We start from the raw sequence: 17,387 nt of genomic DNA on the forward strand, positions 1-17,387 counted from the left end.
GGGCGGTGCCGATTCGGACGGGGGCTCCCCATACGCGAGTGGTGCAAACGACGAGTGGGGCGACTTGGCGTCACGCGGTGATGCTGGGGCGAAATCATGAATGGCATCGAGTGCATGGGTGGGATACGGCGCATGTGCTTCCCATTCGTCATGATCGTCGTCGATGGGGATGCAGGATCGAGAGGCCGGGGGCGGTGTTTCGGGTGCGGATCGTCGGTCCTTGGTGGCGAGCCAATAAAAGCCGAATCCGAACATCGCGACGAGGACGAGTGTCAAGCCGACCAGCGCGGCGGTATAGAGGGTGGGATTCACGCAGACTCCTGAGCGAAGTGCGCCGACGCTGAAGTGCATCGGCGGAGCAGCCGTAGTTGGCTGTGCTCGGGAAAGTGATATGTATTTCAAATTTTCTAGATTCGACCCTAAAGGTTCGTTCGTTTTGCTAAACGATCGATTCAAAAAAAACGACCGAAGCGGACATCAAAATGTCATTGATTCGGCGAACGATTGGCGTTCACGGTCGATCGTTGGAGCGCGATCATGGTGAACTCAATAACCGTTGATAAAGAACAAAGTGACAGGAAGATTCCGGTCGCGCAGTACACGCGCATGTCGACCGAACATCAACGTTACTCGACTGAAAATCAGGCTCGGTTCATTGCAGAGTTTGCCAGCACGCATGGCATGGAAATTGTGCGCTCGTATCAGGACGACGGCAAAAGCGGACTGAACATCGAGGGAAGGCCTGGGCTGCAGCGTTTGCTTCAGGACGTCCAGAGCCGAAATGTCAACTTCGTCGCCGTACTCGTCTACGATGTGAGTCGGTGGGGGCGCTTCCCGGACCCGGATGAAGCAGCCGTTTACGAGCAGATCTGCAAGCGCAACGGCGTACAGGTCATCTACTGTGCCGAGCAATTCGGCAGTGATACGTCGCTCAGTTCAACGTTGCTCAAGAGCCTGAAGCGCAGCATGGCTGCTGAGTACAGCCGCGAGCTTTCGGACAAAGTTAAAGCCGGCCACAACAATCTCGTTCGGCTCGGCTATCGACAGGGCGGCATGCCGGGCTTCGGACTACAGCGGCAACTGATCGACGAGAACCACGTCGTAAAAGGGCGCCTACATCACGGACAGAAGAAGAGCATTCAGACCGATCGCGTCGTGCTGGTTCCGGGCCCAGCGGAAGAGATCGCGATCGTGCATCGCATCTATCGGCTCTTTCTCGAACACGGCATGCCAGAACGGGTGATCGCATCGCTCCTTAACCGCGAGGGCGTCTTGAACCACTGCGGCCGTCCGTGGACACGAGGAACGATTCATCAGATCCTGACGAACGAAAAGTACATCGGAAACAACGTATACAACCGAACGTCTTTCAAGCTGAAGATGCAGCATGTGCGCAATCCGCCGGAACAATGGATTCGGAAGGACGGCGCGTTTGAGGCGATCGTTCCCGCAGACTGGTACCTGAAGGTGCAGGCGATCATTGCGAATCGCTCCCGCCACCTGGACGACGGCGAGATGCTCAAGGCACTCGCGAGTATTCTGGACAAGTACGGTGCGCTTTCGGGATTGATCATCGATGAACAGGATGGGGCGCCCTCGAGCGCTGCATATCGGTCCCGCTTCGGCAGCCTCCTGCGCGCGTATAGCCTCGTTGGTTTCTTGCCGCGACGCGACTATTCATATCTGGAAATAAACCGTGTGCTCCGCCAACGACATCCGGAAGTGCTCGACGAGATTCAGATGGGTATCGAGCAGGCGGGCGGGTTCTCACGTCGCGATGGTGAAACCGATCTGCTCGAGGTCAACGGCGAGTTTACTGCCTCGCTCGTCATTGCTCGCTGCAAGCCGACACCGTCTGGTAGCTATCGATGGCGCATCCGGCTTGATACCAGCTTGGCACCCGACATCACGGTTGTGGTCCGCATGAATCACGACAACACTGCGCCGTACGATTTCTATTTGCTCCCGTCGATCGATTTCACGTCGGCGCTGCTTCCGTACGCGGAGCGCAACGGTTTCGCGCTCGATGCGTATCAGTTCGAGACGCTTGATGTGTTCTATCTGCTTGCGGCACGAGTGCCGCTCGAGGAGGCAATATGAACAGCGAATCGGGGCAGGTCGTGATGATCCCCGTCCAGGCGATTGTGGTCGCCAATCCGAGAATCCGGAACAAGAAAACGCATCGCGAGATCACCGAGAACATTCAGCGTGTCGGCTTGAAGCGTCCGATCGAAGTGCGGCGTATGGCTGGCGAATCTGACAAATACGCGCTTGTGTGCGGCCAGGGACGGTTGGAGTCATTCAAAATTCTGGGGCAAACCGAGATACCGGCGATAGTGCTCGATGTCGATGAAGCCACTGGGCTGATCATGAGTGTGGTCGAAAACGTCGCTCGCCGTAATCCTCTTGCAAGCGAAATGCTGGCCCAGGTCGACACGTTACGTAAAAAGGGCTACTCGGATGCCGAAATAGGAAAGAAGGTCGGCTACACCGCGTCTTGGGTCAACATGGTCGGAACACTGCTGGAGCGGGGTGAGAAGCGCTTGCTCGCAGCCGCCGAGGCCGGACACATCCCACTGCACCTCGCGATCGACATTTCGCGCGCATCCGACTCAGAAGCGCAGAACCTGTTGCTCGACGCGGTGAACAGCGGCGAAATCAAAGGCAAGAAGGTAGCGGCGATTCGCCGCATTCTTGAGCAGCGTTCCAGGATTGGGAAAGGGACTCATGAACAAGCCGGGCGCAGCGTCAAGCGCAAGAAACTTAGCCCGGACGATTTGATGCGCTTGTATCAACGTGATGCTGACCGCCACAAGCTAATCCAGCTCAAGGCCGAGCGCGTGAGCACCTCTTTGCTCGTCGTCAACGAGATATTCAAGGAACTTTTCGCCGATCCGGACTTCGTTGGCTTGGTGAAAGTTGAGGGGTTGGTGACGGTGCCGCAACCACTGGCCGATGCGGCCAATCGTGGGGGGCTCATCTGATGGAAAAGTCCCGCACCAAAGCCGTGGAAAGCGGATTCAATCACGAATGGTTCGATGTTCCGCTTGCCGTGCTACACCCGTCGAAAACGCTGCCGGCCAAAGTGAAGGAGGGTGCGAAGTACGCCCAGATCAGGTCATCGGTGGACGTGATCGGTCTCGTTGAGCCTGTGGTAGCGATCCCGCATTCGTCTATCCCTGGCCATTTTTCGATTCTCGACGGTCATCTTCGTGTCGAGGCGTTGAAGGATCTCGGAAAGGCATACGCTCGGTGCCTGATCGCCAAGGATGACGAAGGGCTCACGTACAACAAGAGAGTCAGCCGCGTTGCGGCGATTCAGCAACACAACATGATCCTGAAGGTGTACGAAAGCGGAGTGCCGATCGATCGTCTGGCTGCCGCTCTTGGCTTGTCGGCGGGAACGATCCGGGCGCGCTTCAGGATGTTGGATGGGGTTTGCGAAGAAGCGATCAGGCTACTCGCCGATAAACGCGTGCCGTGCCGTGTTTTTGCAATCCTGCGGCAGATGAAACCGTTCCGCCAGATCGACGTCGCGCACGCAATGAACAACCTCGACAACCACTCGGGGAAATTCGCGCTGGCGATGCTTGAAACGACGCCGGACGATCAGTTGGTAGATGGTCCTCGGGAGCGTGTGGCGAAGAGCGGAACGGTCGAAGCGATCCAGCGTCTGGAGCGAGAACTGGCCGTCTTGCAGGCCGACACCAAGGTTATTGAGGAAAACTACGGCCCCGACAGCCTGAAACTCGTTGTTATCAAGAGCTACCTCACGACCTTGCTCGACAACGCTCGGGTTGTTCGGTGGATGGCCCAGTTTCGCCCCGACTACCTGAAGCAACTGCAGGCGATCGCCGAGGTGAAGTCACTGGCTCCGACGAGCAGAAGTGACAAGGCGGCCTGACTGCGCGAAGCAAGCTCGCGCAAACTCGGTAGCTTCGCAAGGTGCCCGAACGTCGACATGCGACTAGCCCAATCCGCGTCGCGAGACTGTTGCATATCTGACACATCGCAGATGGACGCGATTGCAGCGCGGAGAACTGCTTCGGCACGTGCAACAGCATGCATCGAAATGTCAATGAAGCGCATCCCGGTTGCTCGTCTGGATATATTAATTTCGCGAATTGAGGACCCTGGGAGAAAAATAAGGATGGGTTGGGTCGTGCGGCACCGGATGGTGAAAAACCCTTGTGGATCGAGGGTGGTTCGAAGCTGGAAATCCACTGATGTAGCAGCGCACGATTTATTATCGAAATATTGGCTAGGCGAGGCGGCTTTTATGGTGATGTTTTCAATTGTTAAGTGGATTTAATTGGCGATTAAGGACTTAAATTGGGATTGGCTTCGTTCTGGAGCCGGGACGTAGGCCATGACTCGCTCGAGTGGACTTGTCCCTGATGATTGTTGACATTGTGAGGTCGAGCCTTTGGGTAGATTGCGGCGTGAGGGGCCGCCATTCCGCCGCAATCACAAGTATTGAAGTACCGAGAATCTTCGGCAGCGTTGCTTTCGACGTTAGAGAGCGTCTCTGTACTTGTGCAAGGCGTTCCGATCCATTTGCTTGACGTCTAAGAAGCGTTTGCCGTATCCATGAATAAGAACCAATATCGTCTGGTGTTCAGCCGCGTGCGCGGCATGCTGGTAGCGGTCGAGGAGACCGCTCACGCAACGGGGAAAGTCAGTAAGGGTGAGGCGCCGCGTGCCGTCGCCAATCGCGTGTCGAGTGCGCTGGCGAGCTTCGCTTTGCGCCATGCCGCCTTCGCGGTACTGATTGCGGCCGGCGTTGCACCGATGTGGGCGACCGCCCAGGTCGTAGGCGCGGGCGCGAACGCACCCTCCGTGATCCAGACGCAAAACGGGCTCCAACAGGTCAACATCACCAAGCCGTCCGGCGCCGGCGTATCGCTGAACACCTATTCGCAGTTCGACGTACCGAAACAAGGCGTTATCGTCAACAACTCACCCACGCTAACGAGCACACAGCAAGCGGGGTACGTGAACGGCAACCCGAACCTCAGCCCGAACGGTTCGGCCAGAATCATCATCAACCAGGTCAACAGCTCGAACCCTTCACAACTGAAAGGTTTCGTTGAGATCGCGGGCCAACGCGCCGAGATGATTATTTCCAATCCTTCCGGATTGGTGGTCGATGGCGGTGGCTTTATCAATACCTCGCGCGCAATCCTGACGACCGGCACGCCGAACCTGAACGCAGACGGATCACTGGCGGGCTTCAGCGTGACGCGAGGTCTCATCGCGGTACAGGGCGCGGGCCTGAATGCCACGAATGTGGATCAGGTTGATTTGATTTCCAGAGCCGTACAGGCGAACGCCGCCATCTATGCCTCGAACCTGAACGTGATCGCTGGCGCGAATCAGGTCAATCATGACACCCTGCAGGCAACCCGCATTCAGGGCGATGGTGCAGCGCCGGCTGTTGCGATTGACGTGGCCCAATTGGGCGGTATGTATAGTAATCGCATCCTTTTGGTCGGCACAGAGGGAGGTGTCGGGGTCCGGAACGCCGGGACGATTGCGGCGGACGCGATGGGGCTGACGCTGACCACCGACGGGCGGCTGATTCAGTCGGGCAAGATTTCGTCGACCGGTAACGCCGCCATTTCGGCGGCAGGTGGTGTTGAGAACAGTGGCACGACCTACGGCCAACAGTCCGTCTCGGTGAATACCGGTGCGGACGTCGTCAATACCGGCACGCTGGCTGCGCAACATAACGTCGGCGTGACAGCGGGCACGCTGAATTCGACCGGACTGCTTGGCGCAGGCGTGAACAGCGACGGTGCCGTGACGCAAGCCGGTGACCTGCAGCTCGCGACCACGGGCCAACTCAATGCGACCGGCAAAAACGTTGCGGGCGGCAATGTCTCGGCGACCGGGGCTGGGGTGAACCTCGCCGGCAGCACGACGGCCGCGAACGGCAATCTCTCATTGAACGCAACGGGCGGCGACGTGAACCTCACGAACGCGACGACGAGCGCGCAAGGCGCCATCGCCGCGAACGCCGCAGGCACGGTCATCAACGACCATGGCAGCCTGACAAGTGGCGGCGCTGCGACGCTGACGGGCGGTAACGTATCGAACGTGGGCGGCAGTGTGTCGTCGCAAGGGCCGCTGTCGGTGACGGCGGCGGGGCAACTCGCAAACCAGTCCGGCGTGTTCGTGTCGCAGAGCACGATGGCGCTGCACGGCGGGGCCATCGCGAACAATCAAGGTACGCTTCAAAGCGCCGGGCATGCGGAAGTCGGCGGGACCGCGATCGACAATACGGCAGGTCGCATTACGTCGCTCAATGCCGACGGATTGGTGTTGAGCGCGAGCGGTCAACTCACGAACGCGGCGGGCACGACGTCGGGCCGCGCGCAAGGCGGCGTGATCGGCGGCAATGGCGATGTGACGGTACAAGGCGGGACGATCGTCAACCACGCGACGATCACGTCCAATACGAATCTCCACGTCGCCGGCCAGTCGGTCGACAACAGCAGCGGGACCTTGCAGGCCGCCCAAAACGTCGTTGTCGACGCGGGCGCACACCTGACCAACAGCAGCGGAACGATCGCCGGGCAGAGCGCGGTATTGAGCGGCACGACGCTGGACAATAGCGCGGGCACCGTGCAAGCCCAACAGGTCGCGTTGACCGGTACCACTCTCATCAATCATGGCGGTACGATCACGCAGACAGGCACCGGTGCGATGGCCGTCAATGTGTCGGGCACGCTCGACAATTCGAGTGGCGGCACGCTGCAAACCAACAGTACGGACGTGACGCTGGCCCCCGCTGCGCTCGTCAACGATGGTGGCACGATCGTCCATGCGGGCACTGGTACGCTTACGCTGGGCAATGGTTCAGGTTCGGTGTCGAATGTCGGCGGCGCAATCGCAAGCAATGGACAGGTTGTGGCTCAAACCGGCAGCCTGAACAACACGTCCGGCTCGATCAACGCTCAAACCGGGTTGACGGCGGCTGTCGGCGGTGCGCTGAACAATACGAATGGCAAACTGCTGTCGAACACGGCTGTCGGCTTGACGAGCGGCACGCTGACGAACGACGGCGGCCAGATCGGCGCGAGCACCAATGCGACGATTCACACCGGTTCGATGACGAACCAGGGCGGCGCGATCGTTGCCCCGAACCTGTCGGTCACGGCCGATTCTACGCTCGACAATAGCGGCGGCCAGCTCAAAGCCAATCAGCTCGCACTGACGACGCCGACCCTGACGAACCACGGCGGCACGATTACGCAGTACGGATCGTCGGCAATGGGCGTCAATGTGAGCGGTACGCTGGACAACTCGGCGGGCGGTGTGATCCAGACGAATAGCACGGATCTCGCACTTGCCCCGGCGCAGTTGAACAACGCCGGCGGCACGATCACGCATGCCGGCACGGGGACGCTGACGATTGAGCCGGGCAGCGGTGCGAGTGCGCTGAACAACGCGGGCGGCACCATTGTCACCAAGGGCAACGCAGTTGTCGACGCGAGCAGCTGGGACAACACGAGCGGCATCCTCGCGGCACAGGGCGGCATTACCGGAACGGTCGCAGGCGACGTGAACAACTCGCAAGGCCTGGTGCGCGCAGGGACGTCCCTGTCGTTGACGAACGGCGGCGCGCTGGTGAACCAGGGCGGGCATATTCAGGCTGGTCAGGCAACGGCAGGCGACACGAGCACGCTAAGCATCCAGTCCGCGTCGATCAACAACGCCGACGGCTCGATTGCCGACCTTGGCGCCGGCAAGATGACCGTGCAGGGCGGCAGTCAGATCACCAACACTCACGCGGGCGGTGTGTCGGGGATGGGCGCGATTACCGGTAACGGCGACGTGACGGTGAATGCTGCCTCGATTTCCAACACGCAGGGCGGCCAACTGAGCGGCGCATCGCTGCACGTTCAAGGGACGACCTTGGACAACAGCGGCGGGCAGATCGGTAACGTCGCGAATTCGAGTGGCAATGTGGACGTGACGACGAGCGGCGCGATCACGAACACGAACGGGCAAATCAGTTCCACGCACGACCTGACGGTAACGGCTCCGACACTGCAAGGTGGCGGCACGTATAGCGCAGCCCATGATGCCAACGTGAATCTGCAGGGCGATTTCTCGGTAACGCCCGACTACCAGTTCAACGTCGGCCATGATCTTGCGTTTACGCTGCCCGGCACGTTCAATAATAGCGGCAACGTGCAATCGGTCAACAATCTGAGCGTCAATGCCGGCAACATCGTCAACTCGGGCGCACTGTCCGCCGGCGGTTTGCTGCATACGCAATCGGGCAACCTGTCCAATACCGGGTCGCTGGTGGGCGGTAGCGTCTCGCTCAACGCAACGGGCACGGTGTCGAACGTCGGGCCGACGGCCTTGATTGGTGCATCGGATAGCAACGGCACACTCGAAATTCTTGCGCATGATATCGAGAACCGTGACGATACGACAGCGACTGACTCGATGCCGACGACGGCGATTTTCGGGATGGGTAAGGTCGTACTCGCAGGTGGTAAGGACGCGAGCGGCAATTACACGAATGCGGCGCTGATCAACAACTCGTCGGCGTTGATCCAGTCCGGCGGCGATATGGAGCTCCACGCCAACAAGGTGACGAGCACGCGTCGTGTGATGAGCACCTCGGGAAGCACGAGTAACGTCGATCCGGCGGCACTCGCGCAATACGGCATTAGCCTGTCAGGTTGCGCATCGTACTTCGCGGTGAATTGCATGAACGGGGGGCAGATGATCGCCGGTCTCCGGTCCGACAACATCACACCGGCCGAAGCGGCCGCCATCATCGCCCAGCCGGGCGGTATGTACATTGAGCCGCCTCACGGCGGCCAGTGGAACAGCGGGTACTTCTACACGACCTACACTGGAACGGCTGTGGGGAACACGGTCACGGCATTGAGCCCGACTGCGCAAATCGTGTCGGGCGGCAGTCTTAACGCAACATCGACCGGTACCCTGCAAAACTACTGGAGCAGCATCACGGCCGTTGGCAACCTCAACTTGCCGCAAAACTATGACGGCAACGGTTGGGCGGCGACGGGCCAGCAGGCGCCGACCGTGACGGTGACGTACTCGGGCCAGTACCACTACAACAACTACGACAGCAGCGAATACAACTGGCAATTGCCGTTTGGCAACGCTACGTTCGTGACGAGCCGTCCGGGCGGCTTTACCCAAGTCGCACCAGCGGACGTCAAGACCTACAGCCTGCCAGGCTACGATTCGACCTTGGGTTCGAACGGCACGATTTCCGGCACGGGTGTCAGCATCAATAACACGGCCGCAAACGCGTCGATTCCGTCGCTGGGTCTGCTGCCGGGGCAGGCCGTGCCGGGTCTGACGATCGGTGGGCTGAGCGGGAGCGCGAGCGGCACGAAGTCGGGCGCTTCGGCAGTGCATGGCGGGGTAAAGACCGTCGATCCGGTCGTCGCCAGCGCGACCGCGCAGAACGTTCTGAACAACCTGACGATTCCGCAGGGTGGTTTGTATAGACCGGATACGTCGCCGAACGCGAGCTACGTCATCGAGACGAACCCCGCGTTTACGAGCCAGAAGAACTTCATTTCGAGCGACTACTTCTTCAGTCAGATTGGCGTCGACCTCACGCACATTCCGAAGCGCCTCGGCGATGGATTCTACGAGCAGCAACTCGTACGCAATCAGGTCACTTCGCTGACGGGCCGTGCGGTGCTCGGTCCGTACACGGATCTCCAGTCGATGTACGAATCGCTGATGACGGCGGGTGCCTCGCTGGAGAAGCAGCTCAATTTGCCGATCGGTGCGAGCCTCTCTGCCGATCAGGTATCGAAGCTGACCAGCAACATCATCATGATGGAAACGCGCGTGGTCGACGGCCAGTCGGTGCTGGTGCCGGTCGTCTACCTCGCGCAGGCGAACCAACAGAACGTGAACGGCCCGCTGATTACTGCGACCGACATCGATCTGAAGGACGCGCAGAACTTCGCGAACAGCGGCACGGTGAAGGCGGACAATACGCTGTCGATTCAGGGCAAGCAGATAGACAACGCGTTCGGCACGCTGCAAAGTGGTGGGCTGACCACACTGATTACCGAAGGCAATGTTAATTTGACCTCGGCCAAGGTGAAAGCCGGTAGTCTGCTGATCGGCGCCGGCGGCGACCTGATCCTCAATACTGCCGTGAAGACGGACATGCGGGTTAGTCGCGATGGTGCAACGAGTGTTACGACGACGCTGGGGCCGACCGCTAGCATCAATGTCGCTGGCGATGCAGGGATTATCACGGGTGGTAATTTTCAGCAGAACGCCGGTAGCCTGAACGTGGGTGGCAATTTCGGTGCACTGATCGGCGGCAATTGGGACCTCGGCGCGGTGCAAACCGGTGAACACAAGATCGTGCAGCGCGCGAACGGTGTATCAGATACGGATGTGAATCAGTCCGTGGTCAGCTCGGTAAAAGTCGGCGGTGTGTCGGGAGTCGCTGTTGCGGGTGATCTTACATCGCGCGGCGCGCAGATCGAGTTAGGTAAGGGCGGGGCGATTGCAGCGCAAGGCAACGTCTCGCTGCTGACGGCTAGCACGACCTCAAGTGTGAATAGCAACAGCTCGGGCAGCGATAGCCACGGCAGCTATGCCGAGACACTGCACGTCTCAGACCAGACGTTGACGGGCACGACACTCAGGAGTGGCGATGCACTTAGCATTTCATCGGACAAGGGCATTACGTTAAGCGGAAGTGCGTTGTCCCTCGACAAGGGCAAGGCAACTCTGGATGCGAGGGGGGACGTGAATATCGGCGTCGCGACCGAGACGCACGAGTTCAATTCACACGAGAACCATAGTCACGGCCGCGTTGTGAGCAGCACGAAGGTGGCTAGCGGTCTCGATCAGACCGACACGATCAGCCATGGCAGTATGGTGTCGGCCGACAGCGTGTCGGTGACGAGTGGTCGTGACATCAACGTAACCGGCAGTGCGGTCGTTGGCACAGGCAATGTCTCGCTGGATGCTGCGCGCCATGTGAATGTTCTTGCGGCGGAGGATCGGAGCGATTCGTCGGCATATTTCGACAAGAAGCAATCCGGCCTGATGGGTTCCGGTGGCTTGGGCTTCACAATCGGTTCGGCCGAACAAAAGGCGCAGTCGGACGCTCACGCGGTTACGCAGAGCCAGGACCGTAGCACGGTTGGCAGCGTGCAAGGCAACGTGTCGATCAAGGCAGGTGAAAACGTCCACATCGGCGGTAGCGACATCACGGCGGGCAAGGCCGTGGACGATACGAAGAACGCGACGGGCAATATCAAGATCGTGGGCCAGAAAGTCACGATCGATCCGAGCCAGGACGACGCGCGAACGCACGATCAGCAGGAAACGAAGTCCAGTGGCTTGACGTTCGCGGTTACCGGCACGCCGTTCGATACGGTTCGGAATCTGAAAGACAACGCGTCAAACGGTAACGGATTCCAGCGCGGGCAGAGCGTTGCCAACGAGATCGGTGCAAGTGCGCTTGACGTGCCGTCGATTTCCGTCACGTATGGTCGCAGTCAGAGCAAGAGCGTGACCGATACGTCGAACCAGACGCATGCCGGCAGCGCAATCCGTGGCGCGGGCAACGTTTCGGTGACCGCCACGGGCGGCGCGGAACGCGACGCACAGGGCAATGCAATCGACGGCGATATTACCGTGATTGGCTCGTCGATCAGTGCAGGCGGCAAGACGCTGCTGGATGCCAACCGGAATGTGACGCTTGCGGCTTCGACTGACCAGTATCAACAGAGCAGCGCATCGAGTAGTTCGAGCACGAGTATCGCTCTACTGTCGTCACCGAGCTTGGGCGATTTGGGGCGCTGGATTGGCGGTACGGCGAACCATGGCGGCAACAGTCCGTCGCCATACAACGCGAGCCGCACGAGTTCCGACGGCAACTTGTCGCAGACGCACCAGACGGCCAGCACCGTCACTGGCGACAAGGTTGAAATCGTCAGCCGAACGGGCGATGTGAACGTTGTCGGATCGGGGGTGAGCGGCACTCGCGATGTGAAGGTCCGTGCAGACCAAGGCGCGATCAATGTGTTGGCGGGTCTGGAAACGAGTTCGAGCCATCAGGAATCGAGCAGCCGTCAGATTGGAAGCCTGGGCAGCAATGGCACGTCGACGGGGTTCAGCGTCGGCGTGTCGAGTAACCATACGGTGCAGGACAGTGCGAGCCAGACGCAGAACACGATGCGCAGCCAGATCGCGAGCGCGAGCGGAAACGTGACGCTCGACGCGAAGAAGGATATTACGGTTGCGGGCTCTGACTTGATAGCGGGCGCCGACCTGAAGCTCAAGGGCGAGAACGTTCATCTCGATCCGGGATCGGATACGACGCAAACCAGCATGAGCCAGCATTCGAGCCAGTTCGGCGTCAGCCTGGCGCTGGGCGGTGCTGTGGGTAATGCGGTGGCTGCGGTGAACCAGAGCATGAGAAACCCGGCGCGTGGTGGCGACGCGCGTCTTGGTGCACTCGACAAGGCGCAGGCCGCGCTCTCGGTCTACGACGCGACCAAGGTAGCGGAGAACTTCAGTAATGGCAAACCGACCGGGCAACCGCTCGTAAAGGCGACGGTGAGCATCGGCGGCGGCACGAGCAGCAGTGAATCGCGTAGTAGCTCACTTGCGAACACCGGGAGCACGCTTACGGCGGGGCGGAACGTCGAGGTAATCGCCACGGGGAGCGGCGCGAAGGATGCCGACGGTTTTGCGGCGGACGGCAATATCGACGGTCGCGGCACACATATCGCGGGCAAGAACGTGACGCTTGATGCCGCGCGCGATATTAACCTGCAAAGCGCGAAGGATACGACGCAACTGTCGAGCAGCAATAGCAGCAGTGGCGGCAGCATCGGAATCGGTGCGAACCTTGGCGGGCAGCAGAACGGCTTTACGCTGGAGTTGAGCGCGAGCGCGGCCCATGGTAATGCGAACGGCCAGAGCGTGACGAACCGCGATACAGTGGTGTCAGCGAGTGACACGTTGACGTTGAAGAGCGGTCGCGATACGAACCTGCGCGGTGCGGAAGCTACGGGCAATCGTGTCGTGGCGGATGTCGGTCATGATCTGAATATCCAGAGCCAGCAGGATACGGCGACATACGACAGTAAGCAGACGAGCGGCGGATTCCAGGCAAGCATCTGTGTGCCACCGTTCTGCTACGGCCAGACGGTTAGCGGTAGCGCGAGCGCGAGCCAGGAGAACGTCAAAGCGAACTTCGCTTCGGTCAACCAGCAAAGCGGGATGTTTGCAGGTAGCGGTGGTTATGACGTCAACGTCGGGAACCATACGCAACTGGATGGCGGTGCGATTGAGTCTACGGCAAGTCCTGACAAGAACAGCCTGTCCACGCAGACGCTTGGCTATACGAACATCGAGAACAAGGCGAGCTATTCGGGCGAGTCGATCGGCTTCAGCGCGAGCGGTGGTGTCGGTAACAGTTCGTCCAAGGGTATCAACTTGAACACGCCGGTCACCCAATCCGGGCCGGTTGGGCCGGGACCGGTGACGGCGAACGGTTTGGGGCCGAGTGGATTCTCGTCCGCGGGTGCCAGCAGCGACGTGACGGGAACGACCTACGCAACGGTGAGCCTGGGCAAGATCACGGTTCGCAGCGACGCGGGTACCGGACACGACAGCACGGCAGGCCTGAATCGTGACATGTCGATTGCGAACGGGGCAGTGCAGAACACGTTCGACGCGCAGAAGGTGCAGAACGATATCGCAGTGCAGCAGGCAGCCGGTCAGGTCGGCATGCAGGTCGTTGGCGAAATCGGGAAGTACATGACGGATAAGGCGGCGGCCGCTGTAAAAACAGCGGATGCCGAGCTGACGGCCGCCGAGAAATCGGGTGATCCGGTGGCGATTGCGACGGCCAAGGCCAATCGCGATTCAGCCAATCAGCAGTATGCGATGTGGAACGAGGACAGTGCGAGCCGGACGATTGCGCACGCGGTCGTAGCGGGAGGTGCTGCTGCGTTCGGTGGCGGTAACGTGGCCGGTGCAGTTGGCGGCACGCTGGCGGGCGACTACGTGGGCAAGGAGGTGGGGCAACTCACGGGAGACACGTTGGGCGGCGCGTTGGCGGGGAATGTGGCGGCGGGTGCCGCAGGCGCATTGGCAGGTGGAGCGATCGGTGGTGGCGCAGGGGCGCTGAGTGGCGCAGGTGGGGCAATGAGTGCCGACTTGTACAATCGCCAGTTGCATCCGGATGAAAAGGCAGCCATTGCGAAGAAAGCAAATGGAGATAAGGACTTAGAAAAGAAATATACGCGCGCGGCCTGCTATGTGGTTCAGTGTTGGGCGGAATTTACTCCGAATAGTCAGCAATATCAGGATAATTTTGTTTCCATTCTGGAGGCGGAGAATTTAAAACCTCAAATTGACTGGGTTCTGGGTCAACGAGATCGAGGTTTGTTTGTCTACTCTGATTCTCAGCAGTATTTCGATAATGTGAAGGCCAATCTCATCGCTCCTGCGAAGGATGCGGTTAAAGTCGCTACAGGGACTATAGCCACCACGACTGGCCTAGGAATCTGTTCAGTCGGCGGCCTTGGTTGCATCGTCGGCGGACCGATGGCGGCAATGGGAGCAAGTGATGTAACGGAAGGGGGCACGGGGCTGTACAGCTTTTATTTCGGTAACGGAGCCGTGGGATACAATCCGTTAAAAACGGCCGCGTCAGCGCTGTCTCCGAAATGGGGCGAGGTTGGTTACGATGTTATCAACTTTACTATTGGCCTCGCGGCTTTGGGCGCCCCGCAAGTGCTTAATGTTGGGCTCGCAGATGGACTTGGGCGTGCCAAGTCGATGTTTGGAGTCACCGTGCCAGCATTCAATAATGTCAAGTTGCTGCCGCTTACGAAAATGCCATTGCCCGGCGTGAACCAGCCGGCAATGTTGATTGGCGTGGGAGCAAAAGGCGTCGCGGTCTATAACGGTGTGTCCAATGCGAACGGCGCTGGTGCAAAATGAGGGGTGGGATGATTAAAAGAATTCGGAATTTTATATTCGTATTTTTTGCCTCATTTGGGACGGGGGTGTTCTGGTCATTTTTGGCTGCAGAGGGGATTCGGCATATTTTTAATCTCGATGAAGATCGGGTGTTGTTGTTTTTTGGTGTTCCGATGTTTTTCGCCTATTTTATTTGGTGCTTCTTTTATTTGTATCGAATGTTAAGAAAAATTGGGCATGCCTAATGGCCTGGGTGGGGTGGTAAAAATGGTGTGCGGGTGGAATCACGGATAAATAACAAATGGCACTAATTAAACAGTGGGCGGCTTTACCGCTCTCGGCCTTGGTATCGCTTGGGGTACACGCACAGCAGGCACCGGCACCCACAGACCAAGCCGCTGCTGCGAGGGCGAACGCGGAACAGGATCGGCAGGCGCAGCAGCAACGCGAGGCGCAGCAGCGCGACGCGACCGTGCGTGCGCCTTCCGTGCGTTCGGAAGTGCCGAAGGTCGAAGCATTTCCGGTGCTTCCTACCGAGGCACTGTGTTTCCGTATCGACCGCTTCTCACTTGACGTTCCTGCCTCGTTGCCTGATGCAGCGAAGGCCCAAGGGGCATCCGCCTTGCCGATGGATCGCTTTGCGTTCGCCCGGGAATGGTTGAACCACTACGCTGGTCAATGCGTCGGCAAACAAGGCGTTGACGTGCTCATCAAGGCGCTGTCCCAGGCGATTCTGGCGCGGGGCTACGTCACGACGCGCGTGCTTGTTCCAGAGCAAGACTTATCGACAGGTACCCTCAAACTTTCGCTGATTCCCGGCACAATTCGCCATGTGCGCTTCGCTGATGAAAAGCTGCGGGGCACGTGGAAAACCGCCTTCCCGACCCGCGACGGTGAGGTGCTGAACCTGCGCGATCTCGAGCAAGGTCTCGAGCAAATGAAGCGCGTGTCGAGTCAGGATGTCTCGATGCAAATCGTTCCGGGTGACCTTCCCGGCGAAAGTGATGTTGTGCTCGATGTGAAGCGTGGCAAGCCCTGGACAGTCGTCGCGTCGATCGATAACTCCGGCACGCGTGCCACCGGCAAACTGCAAGGCAATCTGTCGGTCGGCATCGACAACCCGCTCGGCCTGAATGACATGCTCAACGTAGGCGTCAGCCAAGATCTCGAGCTCGGCGACAAGCGCCTCGGCTCGCACGGCTGGAACGGCTTCTATTCGATTCCATGGGGTTACTGGACGGCGACGCTGTCCGCTAACACGAACACCTACTACCAGCAGATTGCGGGCGTGAATCAGACATTCATCGCGAGCGGCAACTCGAAGACGGTCGATCTCAAACTGGCTCGAGTGCTGGCCCGCAGCCAGAACGACGTGCTCGGGGGGTACTTCCGGTTGTCCCGCCGTTTCGGCAAGAGCTTCATTGAGGATACGGAAATCTCGCAGCAGCGCCGCAACAACACGATTGTGGAACTCGGCCTGACCGACCGGCACTACTTCGACGGCGCGCAATTCGACGGCTCGCTCGCGTATCGCCAGGGTGTCGGCGGATTCGGCGCGCAGGACGACATACTGGCGACGAGCGGCCCGACTTATCGCTTCAAGATGGCCGTACTCGACGCGAACCTGTCGGTGCCGTTCGCGATCGGCAAGCAGCCGTTTCGTTATGTCGGCACGTTTCACGGCCAGTACACGGGAGATACGCTGTACTACCTCGATGACCTGACGATCGGCAGCCGATACACCGTACGTGGCTTCGACGGGGAAACGATGCTGGCGGCGGCGCGCGGGTTCTATTGGCGTAACGAGCTACAAATGCCGATCGGCCAGACGGGGCAAGCGGTGTATGCGGGGCTGGATTACGGGCGCGTGTGGGGACCTCAGCCGATCGCGCTCTTAGGAACGCAGTTGGCCGGCGCTGTCATCGGCGTCAAGGGAAGCATCGGGACGCGCTTCGGTGCTTACGCGTACGACCTGTTTGCGGGCACCCCGGTGTATAAGCCCTCTGGCTTCCCGACTGCGCGCATCACGGTCGGATTCCAGCTGACTTCGCAGTTTTGAGCGGGGGGTCTCTTGTAGTGGAAGACAGCCAAGTGAATGAATCCAATGTATCGAACGACACGCAACCGGTTCGGCTTCCGCCACGTCACCCATGGTTGAACCGGAAGCGTCGCGCGATGGGAAAGGGGCGACAGATGTACGTCGAGCCGCCCGCATTCGAGTTTATGCCCGCACCTGCCGCCGAACCGCGCATTACCGTGAAGCGGAAGCGTCGGCTGGTTTTCGATTGATATTTCGGGTTTGATTGGTCGCGTCTAGGCTCCCCTCCGGGTCTAGATGCTTTGCGCGGTAAGCAGAATCGCCGTGCCTTTTTATGCGGGAGTCACCTCGGGGAGACTTGGGTCAAGTC

General features: G+C 59.5%; 5 protein-coding genes and 1 pseudogene. 5 read left to right on the forward strand and 1 reads right to left on the reverse strand.

Annotation, left to right across the window (positions count from 1 at the left end):
• Nucleotides 1-312 (reverse strand): annotated as a pseudogene (locus DPV79_RS42410) (hypothetical protein); the annotation flags it as partial.
• Between the two features lie 225 nt (nt 313-537).
• On the opposite strand from DPV79_RS42410, the gene DPV79_RS40440 reads away from it, so the two are divergent.
• The 5 genes from DPV79_RS40440 to DPV79_RS40460 all read left to right on the forward strand — a co-directional run bounded on the left by DPV79_RS40440 (nt 538) and on the right by DPV79_RS40460 (nt 17,038).
• Complete coding sequence (locus DPV79_RS40440) at nt 538-2,100, forward strand: recombinase family protein (RefSeq protein ID WP_244321897.1); 1,563 nt, start codon at nt 538-540, stop codon at nt 2,098-2,100.
• Entirely contained in the window at nt 2,097-2,984 is an 888-nt protein-coding gene (locus DPV79_RS40445) for a plasmid partitioning protein RepB C-terminal domain-containing protein (protein WP_113048055.1), read from the forward strand. Before DPV79_RS40440 ends, DPV79_RS40445 begins: the two co-directional genes overlap by 4 nt.
• Nucleotides 2,984-3,904 (forward strand): plasmid partitioning protein RepB C-terminal domain-containing protein, encoded by a 921-nt coding sequence (locus DPV79_RS40450; RefSeq protein WP_113048056.1) that lies wholly within the window; start codon nt 2,984-2,986, stop codon nt 3,902-3,904. The genes DPV79_RS40445 and DPV79_RS40450 overlap by 1 nt, the downstream gene beginning before the upstream one ends.
• A 686-nt stretch (nt 3,905-4,590) precedes the next feature.
• Nucleotides 4,591-15,000 carry a hemagglutinin repeat-containing protein gene (locus DPV79_RS40455; protein WP_244321898.1) on the forward strand — a complete coding sequence of 3,470 codons (10,410 nt, stop codon included), beginning with the start codon at nt 4,591-4,593 and terminating at the stop codon, nt 14,998-15,000.
• Between the two features lie 280 nt (nt 15,001-15,280).
• The gene (locus DPV79_RS40460) at nt 15,281-17,038 is read left to right on the forward strand and encodes a ShlB/FhaC/HecB family hemolysin secretion/activation protein (RefSeq protein ID WP_113048057.1); all 1,758 of its coding nucleotides are present in this window, start codon (nt 15,281-15,283) and stop codon (nt 17,036-17,038) included.
• Nucleotides 17,039-17,387 lie beyond the last annotated feature (349 nt).

This window comes from Burkholderia reimsis, from assembly GCF_003294055.1.
GTDB classification, from domain to species: domain Bacteria; phylum Pseudomonadota; class Gammaproteobacteria; order Burkholderiales; family Burkholderiaceae; genus Burkholderia; species Burkholderia cepacia.

Excerpts from the sequence above, each read along its gene's own strand:
- DPV79_RS40440 (WP_244321897.1), top strand. The coding sequence starts at position 538 with ATGGTGAACTCAATAACCGTTGATAAAGAACAAAGTGACAGGAAGATT.
- DPV79_RS40445 (WP_113048055.1), top strand. The coding sequence starts at position 2,097 with ATGAACAGCGAATCGGGGCAGGTCGTGATGATCCCCGTCCAGGCGATT.
- DPV79_RS40450 (WP_113048056.1), top strand. The coding sequence starts at position 2,984 with ATGGAAAAGTCCCGCACCAAAGCCGTGGAAAGCGGATTCAATCACGAA.
- DPV79_RS40455 (WP_244321898.1), top strand. The coding sequence starts at position 4,591 with ATGAATAAGAACCAATATCGTCTGGTGTTCAGCCGCGTGCGCGGCATG.
- DPV79_RS40460 (WP_113048057.1), top strand. The coding sequence starts at position 15,281 with ATGGCACTAATTAAACAGTGGGCGGCTTTACCGCTCTCGGCCTTGGTA.